15 protein-coding genes are annotated in these 19,792 nt (G+C 71.4%); 4 read left to right on the forward strand and 11 right to left on the reverse strand.

What is annotated here, in order from left to right:
• Positions 1 to 158: 158 nt before the first annotated feature.
• From AB0J58_RS17390 to AB0J58_RS17400, 3 genes are all read right to left on the reverse strand, one after another.
• The gene (locus AB0J58_RS17390; protein WP_364216501.1) at positions 159 to 413 is read right to left on the reverse strand and encodes a hypothetical protein; all 255 of its coding nucleotides are present in this window, start codon (positions 411 to 413) and stop codon (positions 159 to 161) included.
• Positions 414 to 693: 280 nt separating this feature from the next.
• A complete protein-coding gene (locus AB0J58_RS17395) occupies positions 694 to 2,424 on the reverse strand; it encodes a substrate-binding and VWA domain-containing protein (RefSeq protein ID WP_364216504.1) in 1,731 nt (576 codons plus the stop codon).
• A 101-nt stretch (positions 2,425 to 2,525) separates the two neighbouring features.
• Positions 2,526 to 5,150: a bifunctional FO biosynthesis protein CofGH gene (locus AB0J58_RS17400; RefSeq protein ID WP_364216507.1), complete on the reverse strand. Its 2,625-nt coding sequence runs from the start codon at positions 5,148 to 5,150 to the stop codon at positions 2,526 to 2,528.
• A gap of 220 nt (positions 5,151 to 5,370) precedes the next feature.
• Here AB0J58_RS17400 and AB0J58_RS17405 point away from each other — a divergent pair, with 220 nt between their 5' ends.
• Entirely contained in the window at positions 5,371 to 5,586 is a 216-nt protein-coding gene (locus AB0J58_RS17405; RefSeq protein WP_364216510.1) for a hypothetical protein, read from the forward strand.
• 56 nt (positions 5,587 to 5,642) lie between these two features.
• On the opposite strand, the gene AB0J58_RS17410 is transcribed toward AB0J58_RS17405, so the two are convergent.
• The 4 genes from AB0J58_RS17410 to AB0J58_RS17425 form a co-directional block, all read right to left on the reverse strand.
• Positions 5,643 to 6,737, reverse strand: a complete 1,095-nt coding sequence (locus tag AB0J58_RS17410) for an NDP-sugar synthase (protein WP_343980343.1) — start codon at positions 6,735 to 6,737, stop codon at positions 5,643 to 5,645.
• 17 nt (positions 6,738 to 6,754) lie between these two features.
• Complete coding sequence (locus AB0J58_RS17415) at positions 6,755 to 7,876, reverse strand: glycosyltransferase family 1 protein (protein ID WP_343980346.1); 1,122 nt, start codon at positions 7,874 to 7,876, stop codon at positions 6,755 to 6,757.
• A gap of 90 nt (positions 7,877 to 7,966) precedes the next feature.
• Positions 7,967 to 8,935, reverse strand: a complete 969-nt coding sequence (locus tag AB0J58_RS17420) for a lysylphosphatidylglycerol synthase transmembrane domain-containing protein (protein WP_364216513.1) — start codon at positions 8,933 to 8,935, stop codon at positions 7,967 to 7,969.
• Positions 8,936 to 8,942: 7 nt separating this feature from the next.
• Complete coding sequence (locus AB0J58_RS17425; RefSeq protein WP_364216516.1) at positions 8,943 to 9,782, reverse strand: class I SAM-dependent methyltransferase; 840 nt, start codon at positions 9,780 to 9,782, stop codon at positions 8,943 to 8,945.
• Positions 9,783 to 9,960: 178 nt separating this feature from the next.
• Here AB0J58_RS17425 and AB0J58_RS17430 point away from each other — a divergent pair, with 178 nt between their 5' ends.
• Positions 9,961 to 10,926: a lysylphosphatidylglycerol synthase domain-containing protein gene (locus tag AB0J58_RS17430; RefSeq protein ID WP_364216518.1), complete on the forward strand. Its 966-nt coding sequence runs from the start codon at positions 9,961 to 9,963 to the stop codon at positions 10,924 to 10,926.
• A 13-nt stretch (positions 10,927 to 10,939) separates the two neighbouring features.
• Here the strand turns inward: AB0J58_RS17430 and AB0J58_RS17435 are convergent, their stop codons facing one another.
• From AB0J58_RS17435 to AB0J58_RS17450, 4 genes are all read right to left on the reverse strand, one after another.
• A complete protein-coding gene (locus AB0J58_RS17435; RefSeq protein ID WP_364216521.1) occupies positions 10,940 to 12,010 on the reverse strand; it encodes a glycosyltransferase family 4 protein in 1,071 nt (356 codons plus the stop codon).
• Complete coding sequence (locus AB0J58_RS17440; RefSeq protein WP_364216524.1) at positions 12,011 to 12,904, reverse strand: glycosyltransferase family 2 protein; 894 nt, start codon at positions 12,902 to 12,904, stop codon at positions 12,011 to 12,013.
• Positions 12,905 to 12,990: 86 nt separating this feature from the next.
• A complete protein-coding gene (locus tag AB0J58_RS17445; RefSeq protein WP_364216527.1) occupies positions 12,991 to 13,956 on the reverse strand; it encodes a permease-like cell division protein FtsX in 966 nt (321 codons plus the stop codon).
• 150 nt (positions 13,957 to 14,106) lie between these two features.
• Complete coding sequence (locus AB0J58_RS17450) at positions 14,107 to 16,248, reverse strand: hypothetical protein (protein ID WP_364216530.1); 2,142 nt, start codon at positions 16,246 to 16,248, stop codon at positions 14,107 to 14,109.
• 276 nt (positions 16,249 to 16,524) lie between these two features.
• On the opposite strand from AB0J58_RS17450, the gene AB0J58_RS17455 reads away from it, so the two are divergent.
• Both AB0J58_RS17455 and AB0J58_RS17460 read left to right on the forward strand, forming a co-directional pair.
• Positions 16,525 to 17,985, forward strand: coding sequence for a hypothetical protein (locus AB0J58_RS17455; protein WP_364216533.1), 1,461 nt, complete (start codon positions 16,525 to 16,527; stop codon positions 17,983 to 17,985).
• A gap of 156 nt (positions 17,986 to 18,141) precedes the next feature.
• A complete protein-coding gene (locus tag AB0J58_RS17460; protein ID WP_364216536.1) occupies positions 18,142 to 19,746 on the forward strand; it encodes an LCP family protein in 1,605 nt (534 codons plus the stop codon).
• Positions 19,747 to 19,792: the final 46 nt, after the last annotated feature.

Below are 19,792 nucleotides of genomic sequence, written 5' to 3' on the forward strand. Positions count from 1 at the left end.
GCCGCCAGGCGGGCAGATCCCGGCTCGGGTCGCCCGGCCAGACGTACTGACGATCTCCCCCATGCCGCGCAGAGTGAAGAGGGCGCCCGGCCATCACAGCAGCCGACACCGTTTCCGGTCACCGCAGGGCTCCGGGACCCGATCCGGGATTCGGAGGCTCAGCCGTAGCGGATCACGTTCGCGACCACCGCGAACAGGATGAGCGCACCCAGGCCGACCACGATCATGCGGCGGACCGCCTTCCAGGCCGCCGCCTTGGCGCCGGGGATCTTCGACGCGGCCTCGGCGGCCGTTTCGATCGCCTTACCCCATCCCGCCCAGGCGTCCATCGTCCGCTGGAAACGCCGTCCGACGGCGAACACGATCGTGGCCACTACGACCAGGGCCAGGATCCGGCCGTTCGAACTGTCCACGTCGCACTCCTACCGGGGGAAGCAGGATTCTCGTCACTGCCGGCATACGGGGGACTGTCAGAGCCGTGAGACGGCGAACACGATCATTGCGATCACGATGAGCGCCATGATCCGGCCGTCGGCACTTTCCATCGATGTACCTCCCACCTGGAGAGAAGCAGGATTTCGTCACTAAGAGTAGGCCAATGACTACTGAAATTCCAGACACCATCCCCGATCTCCCGCTGGAACGGTCCAGGCCTGCGGCCCGAGCCGCCGTTCGCCGCCCGGCGACGGCCGGTTACGGGGCCTTGGCGCAGGTGGGGTGACAGAGGCGGCGGGCCAGAGCGGACAGGAAGACGTCGATGATCTCTTCCGGGCGCTGGGCGACGTGCAGGGAGCCGTTGGTGACCGAGGTGATCTGGGTGAGGGCCGCGCGGTCGAGGTCGGTGCCGAAGGCGAGGACGACGATCTGGACGGGGCGCTCGGGGTCCCAGTCACCGCGGAGCCTCTCCACCAGCTTGGTGCCGGAGATGCCCTTGCCGTCGTCCTTGCCCGCCGTGATGACGAGCAGGGTGTTGTTCATGGTCTCGTCATAGGACTCGGTCAGCGCGCGGAACCCGGCGATGACCGAGTCGTACAGGGCGCTGGGCTCCTTGGGGTCGGCGCGCAGGGTCCGGGTCAGCTCCTCCAGGCGGCTGCGCCGGATGACCTGGCCGCCGTCGGGTTCGGTGATCGGGCCGAGGCGCACCCGCTCACGCTGGTCCTCCCCCTTGGCCGAGGAGAACTCCCACATGCCCATGTGCGTGGAGTCGGGGAAGAGCTGCAGGCCGAGCCTGGCGGCGTCGAGGGCGACGGTCAGCCGGGTCTTCCCCCGCTGCCCGTTGATCGGCCCGGCCATGTGCTTGCCGCTGTCCGCCAGGACCAGGATGTTGGTCGGCGGGGCGAGCCTGCTCCACGCCGCCAGCGCCTCGTCGATCATGCCGGGCAGGATGGTCGGGCGGGTGCGGGGCGCCTCGGTGGGGATGTCGGGACCGGGTGAGTACGGCCCCAGGGAGCCGTCGGGTGAGCGGAAGCCCGCCCTGCGGGCCGCCTCCTGCGTCTCGGGGGAGCGCAACCAGGCCGCGAAGGCCCTCGACCCGCTCGCCTTGGCCTCGTCGGAGGAGGTGACCACGTACGGGTAGTCGAGGTTGATGGTCCCCTCACGGGGATGCAGGGCGGTCACCGGGTCGTCCGACGGCCGGCGGTTGTGCTCCCAGACCGACTGCTCGGGAACGATCACCACGGGGCGCTGCCAGAAGGAGCGGTCGTCGACGGCGGCGAGCATGGTCCGGTAGTCCGGCGCCGCCCCCGCCTGCGCCCAGCGGACGAACGCGGTGAGCGCGCGGTCGGCCTCCGCGCCGCTGCCGACCACGTCCCTGGCCGCGGCCACGGTGGCGATCCCGGCACCCGCGAGCGACGGGTCGGGGACGCGGACCACGTCGGGCTCGTTCTCGGTCGGCCGGATCCGGCCACGGGTGGTCGCGGGGAAGACCATCCGCCAGTTCATGTCGGTCTTACCGACCGCGAAACGCCGGGCCAGGGACTTACGGGTGGCGAAGACCAGGGGCGAGGTCGCCATGACGGTCTCGGTGCCGGCCAGGTCCGCGGCCCCCTGCTTGCGGGCGAGCCGGATCCAGGCCGAGGAGTCGGAGATCCAGCCGTCCGGACGCTCACTGAGCACTCCCGCGGTGCCGCCGAGCAGGGTGCGGAGCACCGTGGCGGGCGGCTGTTCGGTCACCTGCACCAGCACGCACCGGCCGTCGACGCCCGCCCTGCTCTGGTTGAACCGCCCCGCCGCCTCCATGACGGTCGGGGCGATGTCGACGGCGGCGGCGACCCCGACCAGCACCGGGTCGCGGGCCGAGCACGAACCCCCCGCCTGGTCGAGCACCAGGACGGCGCTCCCCGCCAGGGCGACCGCTATCGCGACCGCCGCCAGCGACAGGCGCAGCAGGACCTGACGTCGACGCCGCTCAGCGCCGACGGCCACACGGTGTCGACCGGAGGAGGGCACACGGAGACCTCTCGCTAGAGGAGAAAGACGATTGTGTCAACGAACCCCTCGCGGAAGGCAAGCAAATATAGAACTTGTTATAATTTTGTCGACGCCTCCAGCGAGAGCAGTGGAAGGGCGTTGGGGCGGACGCTCCGGCAGACCCCGTCGCTCGCCCTGGCCGCGGCCAGCCGCTCGGCGTCGGGCACGCCGTAGGAGGTGGTCCGCTGCCGGACCGGTCGCCCGGTCGGGGCGACCATGGCCTCGATCTCGCTGATCGTCTTGAAGGAGCCGTTCTCCGACCCGGCCATCCTGCTGATCGTCTCCTCCATCAGCGTGCCGCCCAGGTCGTTGACCCCGCCCATGAGCACCTCGCGGCAGAGCCCGTCCTGGAGTTTCACCCAGGAGCACTGGATGTTGGCGATCGCGCCGTGCAACAGGACGCGGGCCAGCGCGTGTACCGCCCGGTTCTCCCGCGCCGTCGGCCCCGGGCGGGCGATCCCCGCCAGGTAGATGGGCGCGCTGTGGTGGACGAACGGCAGCAGCACGAACTCGGAGAACCCGCCGGTCTCCTCCTGCATGCGGCGGATCAGCCGGATGTGCCGCACCCAGTGCGCGTGGTTGTCGACGTGGCCGTACATCATCGTGGAGGTCGTCGAGATGCCGACCCGGTGCGCGGTGGAGATGACCTCGACCCACTCGGCGGTGGGCAGCTTGCCCTTGGTCAGCACCCAGCGGACGTCGTCGTCGAGAATCTCCGCCGCGGTACCCGGCAGCGAGTCGACGCCCGCCTCCCTGGCGGCGACCAGCCAGTCCTCGATGGACAGGTTGGTGCGGCTGGCGCCGTTGATGACCTCCATCGGCGAGAACGCGTGGACGTGCATCCCGGGCACCCTGGCCTTGACCGCCCTGGCGATGTCGAAGTAGGCGGTGCCTGGCAGGTCGGGGTGGATGCCGCCCTGCATGCACACCTCGGTCGCCCCCGCCTGCCATCCTTCCCAGGCGCGGTCGGCGACCTGGTCCAGCGAGAGGGTGTAGGCGTCGGCGTCGGTGCGGCGCTGCGCGAAGGCGCAGAAGCGGCAGCCCGTGTAGCAGACGTTCGTGAAGTTGATGTTCCTGTTCACCACGTAGGTGACGTCGTCGCCGACCGCCTCCCTGCGCAGGCCGTCGGCGATCCGGCAGAGCTCGTCCAGCGCGGCGTCGTCGGCGCCGGCGCCCGACGGGTCTCCGGCGAGGTCGAGGAGGACGAGCGCCTGGGCGTCGCTCAGTCCCGCCGGGTCGCGTTCGGCCTGCCGCAGCGCCTCCCGCACATCGCCCCTGACGGCGCCGCCCCCGGCAGTGCCCTCCGCGGCGGGCAGGCGCTCCTTCAGCGCCTCCCAGTCTCCGTAGACGTGGTCGAAGTCGTCACGGCGGTCGGCGGTACGGCCCTCGGTGTCGACCTCCGTGTGCAGGTCGACGCGGCCCAGGGAGACGAAGCCCCCGTCGGGCTCCTGCCAGGGGCGGCCGGTCACGACCGCGTCCTCGCGGGCGAGGCCGGTGTCGGGGTCCGCCAGGGCGGCCACGTGCGCGTTGAGCCTCGGGTCCAGCCAGGGCTCCCCCGCCAGCACGAACTCGGGGTAGATGGTCAGCCGCTCGCGCAGCGTGAACCCGGCGGCGGCGGTGCGGGCGGCGAGGTCGTCGATCTGCGGCCAGGGGCGTTCGGGGTTGACGTGGTCGGGCGTCAGCGGCGAGACGCCGCCCCAGTCGTCGATGCCCGCCCTGATCATCAGCTCGTACTCGGAGTCGACCAGGTTCGGCGGGGCCTGCACCCTCGTCTTCGGCCCCAGCACCAGCCGGGTCACCGCGATGGTGGCGGCCAGTTCCTGCAGGTCCGCGTCGGGCATGCCGCGCATCGCGGTGTCCGGCTTGGCGCGGAAGTTCTGGACGATGATCTCCTGGATGCCGCCGTACTCGCGCGCCACCTTGCGCAGCGCGAACAGCGACTCGGCGCGTTCCTCGACCGTCTCCCCGATGCCGATGAGGATGCCGCTGGTGAACGGCACGTTCGTCCGCCCGGCGTCCTCCAGCACGCGCAGCCGCACGGCGGGGTCCTTGTCGGGCGAGCCGTAGTGCGGCTGCCCCTTCTCCTCGAAGAGCCGCCGCGAGGTCGTCTCCAGCATCATGCCCATGGAGGGCGCGACCGGCTTGAGGCGCTGCAGGTCCCGCCAGGTCATGACGCCCGGGTTCAGGTGCGGCAGCAGCCCGGTCTCCTCAAGCACCCGCACGGCCATCGCGCGGACGTAGGAGAGCGTGTCGTCGTAGCCGTGCGCGTCCAGCCACTCGCGGGCCTGGTGCCAGCGGTCCTCCGGCCGGTCCCCCAGGGTGAACAACGCCTCCTTGCATCCCATGGCCGCGCCCTGCGCGGCGATCTCCAGCACCTCGTCGGGACTCAGGAACAGGCTCTCCAGCCTGTGCGGGGCGGTGGCGAACGTGCAGTATCCGCAGCGGTCCCGGCAGAGCCTCGTCAGGGGGATGAAGACCTTGCGGCTGTAGGTGATGATCCCCTGTCGTCCGACCGCCTCCAGACCCGCGTCCCTGACCCTCCCGGCGTGGTCAAGGAGGGTCTCCAGGTGCGCGTCCCTGGCATGCAACAGGGCTGTGGCCTCAGCGATATCAAGAGTTTTGCCATCGCGTGCCCTGGCCAGAGCCCGGCGCATCGCGTTGTCGGTGGGGTTGGGACTCATGACGTCACAGTACGGCGCGGCGCTCACGTGCCCGGCGGCGGGTGCCGGACCTCGGTCCAATACTTCAGATTCACTAAAGACTCACCACAAGTAGATCTCGATAGACATAAATGCTTGCAGATACATAGATTGGACATGTCAGCCGGAACCTTCGCAGCCGCGAAGATCCCCGGCCCTCCTCCGAGGCACCCACCTCGGACCCCACCCCCAGGAGCCGAAAATGTTCTGGTTTCTCCTTGCCCTTGTCGCCGTCGCCGTCCTCGCCCCGCTGGTGGGCGCCGACACCCGCGACAGCCTCGACTGGCATCGCCTGGAACCCTCCCCCGACGAGGGGGTCCTCAGCACGACCACCGGTCACGCGCGGGCGGCCACGGTCCGCGAGCGGATGGCCGCGCACCGCCCGACCCTGGCGGCCGGCCGGCCCCGCGTTCCTTGAGAGAGCGGGTACGACCGATCCGCCACGATCTCCCGCACGCCGTGCGGCGGGACCGGTCAGATGTCGCTGGAGAAGCGGATCGCGGACTCGGGGAGCACCACACCGGGCCAGACCCGGCTGCCCGCGAGCAGCTCGTTCCCGGGGCCGACCACGGCGCCGTCGCCGACGACCACATCCCTCAGGACCGCTCCACAGTCGACGCGCGCGCCGATGCCGACCACCGAGTCGACCACCACCGCGCCCGAGTGCACGATGCAGTCGTCTCCGAGCACGCTGCCGCCGACCTGCGCCCCCGACTCCACGATCGCGCGGGCGCCGATCACCGAACCGCCGGAGACCTTGGCCTCGGGCGAGATCATGGCGCCGGGCAGGGCGAGGAAGTCACCGGTGGGACCTGGCAGAGCTGGCGAGACGAGCCGGCCGAGGACCAGGTCGCGGGAGCCCTGCACGAAGGCGGCGGGCGTGCCCACGTCGAGCCAGTAGGACGCGTCGGCGTAGCCGAGCACCAGGGCGCCGTCCTCGATCAGGCCGGGGAAGGTCTCGCGCTCGACCGAGACGACCTGCCCCTCCGGGATCGTGTCGATCACCGAGCGGGTGAAGACGTAACATCCGGCGTTGATCCGGTTGGTGACCGGGTTCGGGGTCTTCTCCAGGAAGGCGGTCACCCTCCCGTCGTCGTCGGTCGGCACGCAGCCGAAGCGCGAGGGGTCGTCCACCTCGGTCAGGTGCAGGGTGAGTGCGGCCCCCCGTGCGACGTGCGTCGCGATCTGGTCGCCGATGTCGTGACCGGACAGGATGTCGCCGTTCAACACCAGCACCGGGTCGTCGGGGCCGCAGGTCAGCGCCTTGGCGGCATTGCGGATGGCCCCTCCGGTGCCGAGCGGGACCTCCTCCGTCATGTATTCGAGTTCGAGGCCGAACGCCTCGCCGTTCCCGAACGCCTCGGAGAACATCTCCGCCCGGTAGGAGGTGGCGAACACGATGCGCCGCACCCCGAAGGCCCTGGCCCGGGCGAGCTGGTGGGAGAGGAAGGGCACTCCCGCCGTGGGCAACAGGGGTTTCGGGGTGTCCAGCGTCAACGGACGCAGACGCGTCCCTCGTCCACCGACCAGGAGAATCGCCTCTAGGTCCGGCAAAGGTGTCTCCATCATTCCGAGAGGTTAACTCACTACTCGGCCGCGCGCTGGTAAGAGAGCAGGTGTGCCTCGGCCGAGGCGTCCCAGGTGAACTCCTTGGCACGGGCGATACCCGCCGCGGACAGCACGTCCCTGCGCTCGGGTGAGGAGAGCAGCGTGCGCAGCGCGGCGGCGATGCTCTCGGCGTCCGGCTCGGTGTAGGCGACCGCGTCGCCCCCCACCTCCGGCAGCGAGGTGCGGTGCGTGGTGAGCACCGGCGCGCCGCAGGCCATGGCCTCCAGCACCGGCAGCCCGAAACCCTCGCCCCGCGAGGGGAAGGCCGCGACCACCGCCCCGCCGAGGAAACCGCACAGGTCGGCGAAGGACAGGAAGCCGGGACGGAGCACCCGCACCGTCGAGGGGACCTGCTCCACCGCGGCGTCCACCTCGACGTCGCGGACACCCCCGGCGAGCACCAGGGCGGGCGGGTGGGCGATGTCCTCGACGGCGCGCACGAAGCCCCGGATCAGGTTCGGCACGTTCTTGCGGGGCTCCAGCGGGCCGAGGAAGGCCACGTAGGGGGTGCCGTGCAGGCCGAGCCGGTCGGAGGCGTGCTTGACCTCACGCTCGGACGGCGGATGGAACAGCGCCGGATCGACACCGTGGTAGGCGACGTCGATCCGGGTCGGGTCGGCCGAGAGCAGCCTGATCAGCTCGTCCCTGGTCGCCTTGGAGGGCACGATCACCCGGGTGGCGTGCCGGACCGCCGTGCGGGTCGCGGCGCGGAAGAACGCCGCCTTGACCGCGTCGTGCTGCAGGGGCTCGGTGAAGCAGGTGAGGTCGTGCACCGTCGCCACGGTCGGCAGGCCCGAGCTCAGCGGAATCGAGTAGTAGGGGGCATGGATGACCTGGGCGGCGACCTGCCGGGCGAGGAAGGGCAGACCCGTCTGCTCCCAGGTCAGGCGGGCGGCCCTGTTGGTGATCCCGTGAGGCCCCGGCACGATCCGCGCGGAGGGCGCCAGTCCGGCATATCGGGCGGCGTCGGCACGCTGGCAGACGACCACGAGATCAGCGCCCGCCCTGTCCAGCGCGGCGACGAGTCCATCGACGTACCTGATCAGCGCACCGCGATCGGCCGGAACCGCGGCCGCGTCGACGAGCACTCTAGGCGTCAAGAAGGATCGCTCCCCTCATGATTCACACGGGACGGCCGTCCCCCTCCTTCGTTCACTCTATTGCCAGAGTCTCCGAAATCATGGGGGAAATCACACGGCTTTTCCCGAAGCGTGGTCCTTATTGGAAGCCGTGGCGCGGCGCGCGGCCAGACCCGCGAGACCCGCGCAGACGAGATCGCCAAGAATGATCACAATCCGGGAGCAGAGCGCCGCCGCTATGGCCGACCCCCGGTCCAGCACGGGCGCCAGGACGGCCACCATGGCCACCTCCCGCACGCCCGCCCCCGCCGGGACGACGAACGTCATGATGCCCAGGCACCACGACAGGGCGAACGCGCCGACGGAGAAGAGGACCGCGGAGAACCCGGAGGGCCCGAGATCGTGCACGATCGCCGCCAGGTGCAGTCCGTACGCGATCCAGCCGCCCAGTGCCCAGCCCAGCGCGGTGAGCATGCCCCTGCGGGTGAGGGGGCGCTCCAGCGGCTCGCGCCTCAGCTTGCGCAGCCCGAACCCGAGGACCGCGTTGACCACCCTCGGCTCGAAGGCCACCGCGAGCACGGGGATCAGCAGGAACGCCCAGGCGTACGGCGCGGCCGCCCCCGGCCGGGCCGCCAGCAGCGTCACCCCCGAGACCACCAGACCGCTGCCGAGCTGCACCGGTAGCGTCAGGAAGAACGCCGCCGCACTGCGCGACCGGGGAACGCCCAGTTCCCGCCCCATCTCCATCTGAGCGATCACCGGCCAGAGCGAACCGGGGATGTACTTGCCGAGCTGGCCCACGAAGAAGACCCTCGCCCCCGCGCGCAGCGGCAGCGGCGAGCCCAGGTCGGCCAGCAGTGCCCGCCACGTCATCATCCCGCCGCACAGCGCGGCGAGCACCGCCAGCAGCGACAACACGAGCGACAGCGCGGACAGCCGGGCGAAGCCCGCGCGGATGTCGTCCCACTGACTCAGCACCACCCAGGCGCCGAACCCGAGCGCGAGGAGCAGGAAGGCGACGCGGGCCAGCCGTCTCAGGGGGGAGGCGCCGGATCGGACGGCGCCTCCGTCCTCGCTCACCGCAGGCTCACAGGGGACGTACCGGCTCGGGCGGCCGCGGCAGCGACCGCCCGGCCGGGCGGCGCTCACCCCTGGTCGCCACCCACAGGTAGGTGGGCACCACGGGCAGCAGGGCGCGCAGCACCGGACGGGGCAGCCGCGACAGCACGCCACCGGCCACCCGCCCCGCCACACCGCCGAAGAGCTCGTCGCCCGCGAACGCCGCCGGGGTGGCGAGCACGGGGAAGGTGTAGTCCCACACCCGCAGGCCGCGCACCATCCTGCGCAGGCCGCGCCGGGTGCGATAGCGCTCGTAGTAGCTGTCGGCCCGGCCGAAGAGCCGCACGTAGCGGTCGGCCGCCGCGGGCGGCAGGTAGGACAGGAACGGCAGCTTGTAGTGCGGCTCCATCACGCCGAGCCGGTTGCCCAGCCCGAGATAGAGCACGCCGTCCTCGGAGAGCACCCGGCGCATCTCGGCCATGATCGCGTCCGGGTCGACCACGTGCTCGTAGATGTGGTTGAAGACCAGCACGTCGATCGAACCGTCGGGGAAGGGCAGCGCGGTGCCGTCGGCGCAGACGAACTCGACCCGCTCGCCGAACCGCTGGGCCGCCTTGCGCAGGCCCGGCACGTCGATGTCGACGCCGAACGTCCGGCTCGCGCCCGCCGCGGCCAGCTCGTCGGCGATGAACCCCGCCGAGCAGCCGATGTCGGCGACGGTCAGACCGGCTAGGACGTCCTCTTCCCTGCCGAGAAAGTGCCCGAGCACCGCGACGATCTTCGCCGCCTTCCTGCGGCGCTTCTCCTCGTCCAGCATCGCCGCCTGGAACTCGGAGTACTCAAGCTGTGCGACCCGCTCGGCGCTCATCACTCGCCCACCGCTCCTCTTCCCCCTCGCGTGCCGCCGGTTCGCGTGCCGCCGGGACTTCTCCTCCGGATGGTGCCGGACCGCGCACGACGCCCGCGGACGCGCCACCACGCCGCCCAAGAGTACCGGTGGCCGATGACCCTACCGTCGAGTAAGGAGAGCGTCGTACCCTTGGCGGATGCTCAGCCGACTGCGGTCAAGCCGCCTGCTCCGAGTGCTGCTCGCGCTGGTCGCGGTGGGTTTCCTCGGCTACGGCCTGGCCAGGAACCGCGACGAGACCGTGGCCGCGGTCTCGCAGCTCTCCTGGTGGTCGCTCGCCGGGTCCTACCTGTCGGTGATGGCCGGGATCGGTCTGATGGTGCTGGCCTGGCGGGCGCTGCTGGCCGGAATGGGCTCCCCGCTGCCCCTCGGGACCACCGCGAGGATCTTCTTCATCGGCCAGCTCGGCAAGTACGTGCCGGGCAGCGTCTGGGCGTACGCCGCGATGATCGAGCTCGGCCGCGACCACCGCGTCCCGCCCCGGCGCATGTTCGGCTCCATCACCCTGTCGGTGCTGGTCTCCCTCGGCTGCGCCCTCGTCGTGGCGGCGGTGACCCTGCGCGAGACCATGACCCAGGCGTGGTACCTGCTGGCGCTGATCCCGGTCATCGCCGTCTGCCTGCACCCCGGAGTGCTCACCTTCGGGCTCAACCTGGCCATGCGGATCGCCCGCCAGGAACCGCTCGGGCAGGGCCGGCTGCTCAGCGGCCGCGCCGTGCTCACCGCGGTGGCCCTCACCGTGACCGGCTGGCTGACCTACGGCCCCCACCTGCTGCTTCCCATGGCGGACCTGGGCGCCTCCGGCGACTCCCTGTACCTGGTGGCCACCGGCGCGTACGCGCTGGCCTGGGCGACGGGCATCCTCACCGTGGTCGTCCCCGCCGGGATCGGCGTCCGCGAGGGGGCGATGGTGCTCGCCCTGGCCCCGGTGCTCGACTCCCCCAGGGCACTGGTGGCCGCGGTGGTGTCCAGGGTGATGTTCACCCTCGCCGACGTGAGCTGGGCCGGGATCGGCTTCCTGTGGGGCAGGGTCTCCGGCGCCGCCGGGGAGCCCGGCCGGCAGGCGGGCCCCGAGCCCGTGGCGACGCGGGAGGGCACCGCCTGAGACCCGGCCCGGCTCAGCGCGAGACCAGCGCCTCGACGTAGGAGGTCCAGTACGGCTCGGGGTCGACCGCCTTGACCCCGGCGCGGAGCCGCTCGGGCTCGCCGGGGCGGTAGAACGCGGCCAGCGCGGCGCGCAGTTCCTCCACCGAACCCGGCTCGACCAGCAGCCCGTCCACCCCGTCGGTGACGTGGTCGCCGAGCGTGCCCGCCCGGCTGGCGATCACCGGCACCCCGTGCTCGTGGCCGAACCACACCTGCTGGCTGGCCGTCCCGCTCCGGTAGGGCAGTACCAGCGCGTCCACGTCCGCGAACAGCTCGGGCACGTCCGCCGCCGGCACGTAGCCCGGCCGCAGCTCCACCCGCCCGGTCAGCCCGAGCTCGGCGACCAGCGCCCTCGTCGCCTCCTCCTGGCCGCCCCAGAACTCCCCGGCCACCCGCAGCGACACGCCCTCGGGCAGCGCTCGGACGAGCAGGTCGAGCCCCTTGTACGGCCGCACGAGGCCGAAGAACAGCAGCCGGTCGTGCACGCCCTCCGCGGGGCCGCGCCCCGCGTTTCCCGACGGCAGGTGCGGAGCCATCTCGGCCACCCGCACGGGCGCGGCGGTCAGCTCGCGGGCCTGCGCGGCCTGCCGCCCGGAGTGCACGAGCACCGCGTCCACCCTGCGCAGCAGCGCCTTCATCAGCGGGGTGTCGTACGGCTTGCGCTCGTGCGGCAGGACGTTGTGGCAGAGCGCCACGACCCGGGTCATGCGCCCCAGGCCGTACAGGATGCCCAGGTAGGACGGGACCTGCACCGGGCTGAGGACGGCGAGGACGACCAGGTCGACGCCCCGCAGCCGTCGTCCGGCGCGGATCCAGCCGTCCGGGCGGCGCCAGTCGAGGTCACGCCGGACGTGCGGGAACGGCTCACCGTCGGGGGTGTCGACGGTCTGCTGCCCCGGGTACAGGAAGGAGGGGTACTGCGCCCGCCACGACTCGATCACCACGTCGTGCCCGGCCGCTCTCAGCCGATGGGCCAGTTCCGTGGTGTGCGCGGCGCCGCCCCCCTTGTAGGGGTACGTCGGCCCGACGACGGCGATCCGCATCTACTCGCTCCTGGAGCGCACGATGAGGTCGGCCAGCAGCGCCAGCGAGCCGATGAGCAGGCCGGAGATGAAGATCACGATGGTGTTGCTGGCCAGGTAGAACGGCGTCTTGACGTTGTCGTAGACCCCCTTGGCCAGCCCGATGCAGATCAGCCAGATCGCGGGCGGCATGAGGACCTTGAGCGGGTTGAAGTACATGATCATCCGCAGTACCTGCAGGATGTAGCGGTACGCGTCGGAGACGAAGCTGAACTTCGACTTACCGGCCCGCTTGCTGTAGGCGATCGGCAGGTAGTAGACGTCGTGCTGGTTCGACAGGAACGACAGGGTGATCGTGGTGACGCAGGAGAAGCCCGGCGGCAGCAGCCGCAGGTAGGGCTTGGCGACCGACTTGCGGAACGCCCGCAGCCCGCTGTTGAGGTCGGGGATCTTCTGCCCGGCCAGCCGCTCGGCCACCTTGCGGATGAACCACTTGGCCGGCACCCGGAGGAACTTGTGCGAGCCCTCCTCGCTGGTCCGCGCGCCCACGACCTGGTCGATCGCCGGGTCCTTCTCCAGGATCTGGATGAGCTCGGGGATGCGCTCGTTCGGGTAGGTCATGTCGGCGTCGGTCCACACGACGATCTCGCCGCGCGCCTCCTGGGTGCCGATCCTGCGCACCGTACCGGAACCGCCGTTGCGGTGGAAGGCCCTGATCCGCATGTGCGGAAACCTCGGCGCGGCCTCTTCGAGCCTGGCCAGGGTCTGGTCCGTGGAGAAGTCGTCGACCGCCACGAGCTCGTAGGTGTACCCGCTGTGGTCCATCGCCTCGCAGATGCGCTCGACCTCGGCGATGACGTGGTCCTGCTCGTTGTAACAGGGCAGGACGATGGTCACGTACGGCGTTGCGTCCACAGCTGATCCACTCTCGGGCTCTCGGGCATGCTCTCCGACGGGCGAGGATACTCTGCCCAGCCACGAGCCGAGCGCACATCACGTTCTCAGGACAGCTCCCCTGAGCATTCCTGGGTGATTCCCAGCCAGGAACAGCCTTCGTCCACGCGCCTGACGGGTCCGACGCCCGCCATCCCCTTGACCGCGTCGATGACCGCAGGCACACCCGCAGGATCCGCGACCTTGACGTGGTAGCTCTCGGGAAGAGGAGCATCACTGGACTTCTGCCCCCACCTGTACGCGAACACCCGGCGGGCGTGGGCGACGTTCTCGAAGTAGACACTCTCGCTCTCCCGCAGGGCGACGAGCCTGGCCCCGACGGCCTTCCGCTCCCGCGCCGTGGCCGGTCCCCGCCCCTTACAGGCGAAGATCGTCCCTTTGCGTCCGCACAACGAGACGGTGACGTCCGCTCTGCCCTGCCAGAAGAACTCTCCGAAGGTAAAAACGTTGGAGACGCCCGGCACCTTGTTCATCGCGGATCCGAACGGTGCGAGGTCGCGCCATCGATGGAGCCTGCCTTTGAACGACTCCGGCATGTCCTCCAACCAGATGGCGGAGAGCAGAACCTTGTTGTCGGCGTTCTGCTCCCTGAAGGTCGCGTACGCCTCCTCCCGGGACTCAAACTCCACCTCCGCCACCTCGGGCATCGCCCGCAGCCTCGCCTCAAGCGCGCGTTTCTGCTTCGCCGTGATCCCCCGCTTGCGGCACTGCTTGAAAGAGTCCTGGTCCTTACACAGGAAGACGTCGAACGTACCGCCCTCCGGCCAGTCGCCTGGCGGCGGGGACACCTTCTTGTTCCCGGGCCACGGTCCGTCAGGAGACGTGGCTCCCCTGGCGGTGCCCTCCAGGAGGGGCGAGCCGACGCTCCCCACCGCCCCGAGCAGCACGGCGGCGACCACCGCACCGGTCAGCAGGGCACGACGCCCCCCGGCCCGCCTTCGGGCACGAGACCCCCACCCCGGACTCCCGAGGGACAACTCCTCGGTCTCGAAGGCAGCCCTACCAGAAGACACACGGCTGAGGCCCCGTGCACCGCGGGTCCCGGCGTCTCCGTCGTCCGAGCCGACTGTCGGATCCGTCACGTTCAATGCGCCACCCAGCCATAAGCGAATCTTTCCGCCAATATCCTGACACGCACCCCCGCGATTCGATGATCGCTTTTCTCAGGTTCTCGGATCCTCACGAGGAACCACCATCCAGACGTCGGCGGCCAGGGACCAGGTGCCATTGGGGGGGTCGACGAGGGAGCGCTCGTCCTGGCGGACGCGGAGGTTCATGATGTGGACGGGGGTGCCGTACCCGGAGACCTGGCGGGCCTCGGCGGCCAGCAGGACCGGGACGCGGCCGGCCGCCCGGATACGGGCCGCCAGGCGGGTGACGTCGCTCTTCCTGGGGACGTTGGTGCGGTAGAGGGTGACCCGGGCGGCGGGCAGGCCGCAGCTGCTCCGGACGAGCTGGGTGAAGCGGGCGGCGGTGACGCGCTCGACGACGAGCACCGAGGCGCGCGCGGGCAGGGCCGCGCACAGCGCCTCGACCGCGGCACGCTCGCCACGCTCGATCGGGGTGAAGGCGGTCCCCCCCGAGACGAACGCCACCGGGACGAGGAGGAGGACCGCACCGGCCGTGGCGAGGCCCCTGCGGGCCCGCGGACCGTACCCGGACCTGCGGGCCCGCTCGCGCGCCCGGTCCAGGCCCCAGACGGCCAGCAGGATCAAGCCGGGGATGACGACGGGGACCAGCCGGCGGGCGGCCCACGGCTGGTCGGGAGTGATCCCGGGGCGGTAGAGCGTGGTGACCGTGGTCCAGGCGATGACGGCCAGCGGCAGCAGCCACTCCGGAGCCGTCCCCCGCACCAGCCTGCGCGCGAGCAGCGCCGCGGCGAAGGTGGCCAGGAGCGCCGCGGGAAGCCCGACGTACCAGATCACCCAGTACGCCGAGTTCTCGTAGTAGAGCCGGGAACCGTCGATCGGCAGGCCGTTGACCCGCTGGACCCCGGCGATGAAGTCGGCGGTCAGCCGGTCCTCGACGGTGGCGGGCGGCCGGATCACGGTCTGCAACCAGGGCCGGGCCGCGAAGGCCGCCCCGACCAGCACGACCAGGCCGCCGGCGATCTCGGGCAGCCTCGGCATCCGGGCGGCGCGCCGCAGCGGCGCCGCGAGCCGGGGAGCGAGCGCCGCCACCGCGACGGTGAGCACCACGACCGCGCCGCAGATGGCCAGCAGCGGGATGAGCGAGCCCGACAGGTACTTCAGGTAGGGGCGGGAGAGCAGGTAGGCGGCGGCGAAGCCCAGCCCGGCCCCCACCGCCAGCCCGCTGAGCAGCGGCACGCCCAGCCGCCCCGCGTCGCGGTTCCCGGCCCGGCGGACGGCGATGAGCAGCCCGGCGTAGACGAGCACGGGAAGCACGTCGCGCAGCCCGTCGATCCTGACCATGACGGCCAGCCCGAACACCAGCCCCGCCAGGGCGGCCCCGGCCCGCGCGGAGCGGATCGCCGCCGGTCCGGTGCCGGAGGGCTCGGACGGCGAGGCGACGGCACCGGAGCGGAGCCTGGCCTCGGCGTCGTACAGCAGGGCGAGGCCGCCGAAGAGCAGGATCAGGGACGGGATCTCGCTGAAGGTGGTCCGCGAGGTGTAGAGGATCGGCAGGCTGACGGCGAAGACCAGGGCGGCGAGAGGCGCCCAGCGGGCCCCGACGAGCCGGGCCACGACCCCGGCGAACACCAGCACCGCCGCCGCTCCCAGCACCGGCGGCACCAGCAGCAGCCCGGCGACGTCACCGAGCCAGGCGCCCACCGCGTGGAGCATCGGCGCCCCCGGCATGAACTGCGGCACGACCGCGCCGTCGAAGCCGTAGAAGCCCACGCTGTCGAAGTGCAGCGCCGGGTCGAGGCCGCCGAAGGCCTGCTCCTGGAAGGGGACGGGCAGCGAGCCGTGCCCGGCCAGCCAGAGGCCGTACTGCGCGTAGGTGGCGGGGTCGCGTCGGACGATCAGCTGCTCGCTGCGGAACAGGCCGTTGAGGACCCCGGAGGCCAGTGCGACCGCGATCACCCCGGTGACCTGCCACGCCGTCGCCGGTACGGTCTCCGGCAGGCGCCGCAGACCGTACCGGCAGAGCAGCGCGGCGGCCGACAGGCCCAGCGGGACCGCGGCGAGCGGCCGGAACCAGCCGAGCAGCAGCAGCGGCAGCCCGGCCAGCAGCCAGCCCGCCAGGACGAGTGCGGGCACGACCGAGACCACGGCGAGCACCTTGCCCGCCGAGAGGCCCGCCGAGGGCCCGCGCGTACGATCCAGCCGGCCGGTGGTCATGATTCGACCCGAGCGTACTGGCAACCGAGGCCCGCGCCGGGCACGGGCGCGCGGGACGGCGGCGCCGTGCCACCCGGCGCCTCCCGGGTATGGAAGCCGGTAGCGTACGCGCAGCGCGTCAGAAGGGGGAAGAGTGGTCGGGTGGGCTGGGCTGCGGCATCACCGGTCCCGGGGGACGGCGACCGCGCGTGTCGGCCGGATCCGGCGACTCGCGATCTCGCACGGCGGCCTCGGCGGGGCGGTGACCGGAACCCGGCCGGGATTCGTGGCCACCGCATGAGCGACGACGTCCTCCCCGCTCCTCGCGGGCTCCCGAAACGTGGCCGGCCCCCCGCCCGGCGGCGGTTCCCGGACCGTTGCCGGTTCTCCGAGCACCGCTGGTTCCTGCTCGTGCTGGGTGTGGGGGCCACGCTGCGGGTGATCGCCATGCTCGGCTACCGGCCCGCGCTCTGGTTCCCCGACTCCTACACCTACGTCGTCACCGCGTTGAAGCCCCGGCCCGACCTGGTCCGCCCGGCCGGGTACTCGATGTTCCTGCGACTGCTCGAACCGTTCCACGACTTCGCCCTCGTCGCGCTGGCCCAGCACCTGCTGGGGCTGGGTGCCGGCGTGCTGGTCTATCTCACCGCGCGGCGGCTGGGCGCGCCCGCCTGGGCCGCGACGCTCGCGTCCGCCCCCTCCCTGCTGGACGCCTACCAGATCGAGCTGGAACACCTGCTGGTCTCCGACACCCTGTTCACGGTCCTGCTCCTCTCGGCGGCCTGCCTGGCCGTGCGCCGATCCGTCGGCCGGCGTACCGCGTGCGGGATCGGGCTGCTGCTCGCGGCGGCCACGCTGACCAGGACCGTCGGGCTGCCGCTGGTCGCGCTCTTCGCGGCCTGGCTGATCTTCAAGCAGCGGGGCCGGGTGGCCGCGGCGGGGGTGATGATCGCCGCCGCCGCGGTGCCGATCCTCGGGTACGGGGCCTGGTTCCACGCGACGTACCAGCGGATCGGCATCGTGGGCGCGAACGGGGTCTTCCTCTACGCCAAGACGATGACCTTCGCCGACTGCGACATGATGCGCCCGCCACCGGACCTGGCGGTGCTCTGCGACCCCCGCCCGCCCGCCCTGCGCCCGCCCGCGCAGGAGTACGTCTGGGCGCAGGACTCGCCGCTGGTCAGGCTGCCCGGCATCACCTTCAGCCGCGGGAACGACGCGCTGGCCGGGCGGTTCGCGTCACTGGCGATCCGCAGCCAGCCGCTGGACTACCTGGGCTCGGTCGCCTCGGAACTGGCCCGCTCGTTCACCGTGGACCGCCCGGTCTACCCGGATCAGGAGATCTACGACCACTACCTGTTCCCCGCGACGCCGCCCGCGCCGCCCGGACGCTACCCGGCGACCGTGGGCGCCCAGGCCGCGGAGCGCTACCAGCGGGGTCCGATCACCACCCGGATCGTCGAACCGTACGCGGGCTGGATCCGTACCTACCAGAAAGGCGCCGGACTGCCCGGCGCGGCGGTGCTGGTGATCCTGCTGCTGCCCCCCGCGGCGGCGTGCGTCCGGCGGTTCCGCCCGGCCGGCACGGCGTGGGTGCTGCCCTGGTCGGTGGCGGTGGTGCTGCTCGCGATGCCCCCCGCGGTGGCGGAGTTCGACTACCGGTACGTCCTGCCGGCCGTACCCGCCGCCTGCCTCGCGGCAGCCCTGGCCGTACGTAAACCTAATTTCAGTAACATTCCACTAAATGTCCGCATTTGAGTATGCTGGCCGCCGGATCATCACGGCGGTGGCAGGGGGCGGTCTTGGCCAAGTTCGCATCATCACGTCTCCTGGCGCGCCCCTCGTGATCTACTCTCTGGGCGCGATGAGCGAGCTGCGCGAGAACCGGACGATGCCGCCAAGCAGGGGAATCGGATGAGCGACCACCGGCAGGCCTCCGCGAGAGACCAGCGGACGGCACCCGCCTCCCACGGCCGCAGAGGGGCCCGGCGCGCGGGCGGGGAAGGCCCTCCCCCGGCGGCCCCTCCGCCACAGCCCAAGGAGAGTCCGCCGAAGGGCAGGGGCCGCAAGCAGAAGCGGATCGGCATCGGCGCCTGGGCGAGCATCGCGGCGACCGGCCTGCTGGTGCTCAGCACCCTGGGCGGCTACAAGGTCTACCGGGACACGCTCGGCGAGGTCAAGACGATCAGCCTCACCGGCAAACTGGGCAACAACCGGCCGGTGAACGCCACGGGCGCGCTCAACGTGCTGATCGTGGGCTCCGACACCCGCGAGGGCGACAACCTGAAGTACGGCCAGAAGATGGCCGACGCGGGCAAGCGCACCGACACGATCATCCTCATGCACATCGCGCCCGACCGCGACAAGGCGACGTTCGTCAGCTTCCCCCGCGACTCGGTGGTCGCCATGCCCGCCTGCACGTCCGAGACCGGCGCGCCGGTCGCGGCCCGCACCGAGATGATCAACGCCGCCTACAACGAGGGCGGCATCACCTGCACGATCTCCACCATCGAGGCGCTCACCGACATCCGGATCGACCACTTCGTCGAGGTGGACTTCACCGGTTTCAAGAACATCGTGAACGCCCTCGGCGGTGTCCGGATCTGCCTGACCAAGCCGGTCGACGACAAGAAGTCCAAGCTCACCCTCGCGGCCGGCTGGCACCTGCTGGCCGGTGAGAAGGCGCTGGGCTACGTCCGGCTGCGCAACTACGGCGACGGCAGCGACATCGGCCGGATCAAACGCCAGCAGGTCTTCCTCAGCCAGGTGGTGAAGAAGGCCACCAGCAGCGAACTGCTGACCGACCCCTTCAAACTGCAGAACTTCATCAAGGTCGCCGCCCAGTCCGTCCGGATGGACGAAGACCTCGCGAAGGACACCGGCACCCTGCTGGAGATCGGGCAGAGCGCCCAGAAGCTGACCGCGAGCGGCGTCAAACTGATCACCGTCCCATGGGGCCCACACCCGGACGACAAGAACCGGGTCGCCTGGGTGCAGCCGTACGCGGACCAGCTCTTCGCCGCGATCAAGAACGACACCGAGGTCACCCCGCCCCCCGACACCAAGGTCAAGACCGTCAACCGCGAGCAGGTCAGGCTCCAGGTGTTCAACGGCACGGACACGCCGGGCCGGGCCAAGCAGGTGGCCGACGAGCTGGCCGAGCAGGGTTTCGTGGTCACCCACGTCGGCAACGCCCGCCCGGCGACCGGCAACGTGCCCACCACCACGGTGCGCTACGCCAAGAAGGACACCGAGGACGGCCCCGCCTACGGCGACGCGGTGGCCGCCAGGCTCTCCGGCGACAAGCGCGCCCCGGTCGCGGGCAAGGTCAAGCCGGTCACCACCGACAAGTACACGCCGCCCACGGCCCCCAAACCCACCCCCGGCGCCAAGGCCCCGACCGGACCGGTCATCCAGCTGATCATCGGTGCCGACTGGCCGGGGGTCCGGGTCCTTCCCAAGATCCCGGACGCCCTCACGGACAAGGTCGTCGACAGCAAGACCAACCCCTGCACCTGACATCCTCGCCCGGCACTCGCCCGGCACTCGGCCTGGCGAGGGCGTC

Source organism: Streptosporangium sp. NPDC049644, assembly GCF_040675205.1.
GTDB lineage: Bacteria > Actinomycetota > Actinomycetes > Streptosporangiales > Streptosporangiaceae > Streptosporangium > Streptosporangium fukuiense.

Excerpts from the sequence above, each read along its gene's own strand:
- AB0J58_RS17400 (WP_364216507.1), bottom strand. The coding sequence starts at position 5,150 with ATGAGTCCCAACCCCACCGACAACGCGATGCGCCGGGCTCTGGCCAGG.
- AB0J58_RS17405 (WP_364216510.1), top strand. The coding sequence starts at position 5,371 with ATGTTCTGGTTTCTCCTTGCCCTTGTCGCCGTCGCCGTCCTCGCCCCG.
- AB0J58_RS17410 (WP_343980343.1), bottom strand. The coding sequence starts at position 6,737 with ATGATGGAGACACCTTTGCCGGACCTAGAGGCGATTCTCCTGGTCGGT.
- AB0J58_RS17425 (WP_364216516.1), bottom strand. The coding sequence starts at position 9,782 with ATGAGCGCCGAGCGGGTCGCACAGCTTGAGTACTCCGAGTTCCAGGCG.
- AB0J58_RS17430 (WP_364216518.1), top strand. The coding sequence starts at position 9,961 with ATGCTCAGCCGACTGCGGTCAAGCCGCCTGCTCCGAGTGCTGCTCGCG.
- AB0J58_RS17435 (WP_364216521.1), bottom strand. The coding sequence starts at position 12,010 with ATGCGGATCGCCGTCGTCGGGCCGACGTACCCCTACAAGGGGGGCGGC.
- AB0J58_RS17450 (WP_364216530.1), bottom strand. The coding sequence starts at position 16,248 with ATGACCACCGGCCGGCTGGATCGTACGCGCGGGCCCTCGGCGGGCCTC.
- AB0J58_RS17455 (WP_364216533.1), top strand. The coding sequence starts at position 16,525 with ATGAGCGACGACGTCCTCCCCGCTCCTCGCGGGCTCCCGAAACGTGGC.
- AB0J58_RS17460 (WP_364216536.1), top strand. The coding sequence starts at position 18,142 with ATGAGCGACCACCGGCAGGCCTCCGCGAGAGACCAGCGGACGGCACCC.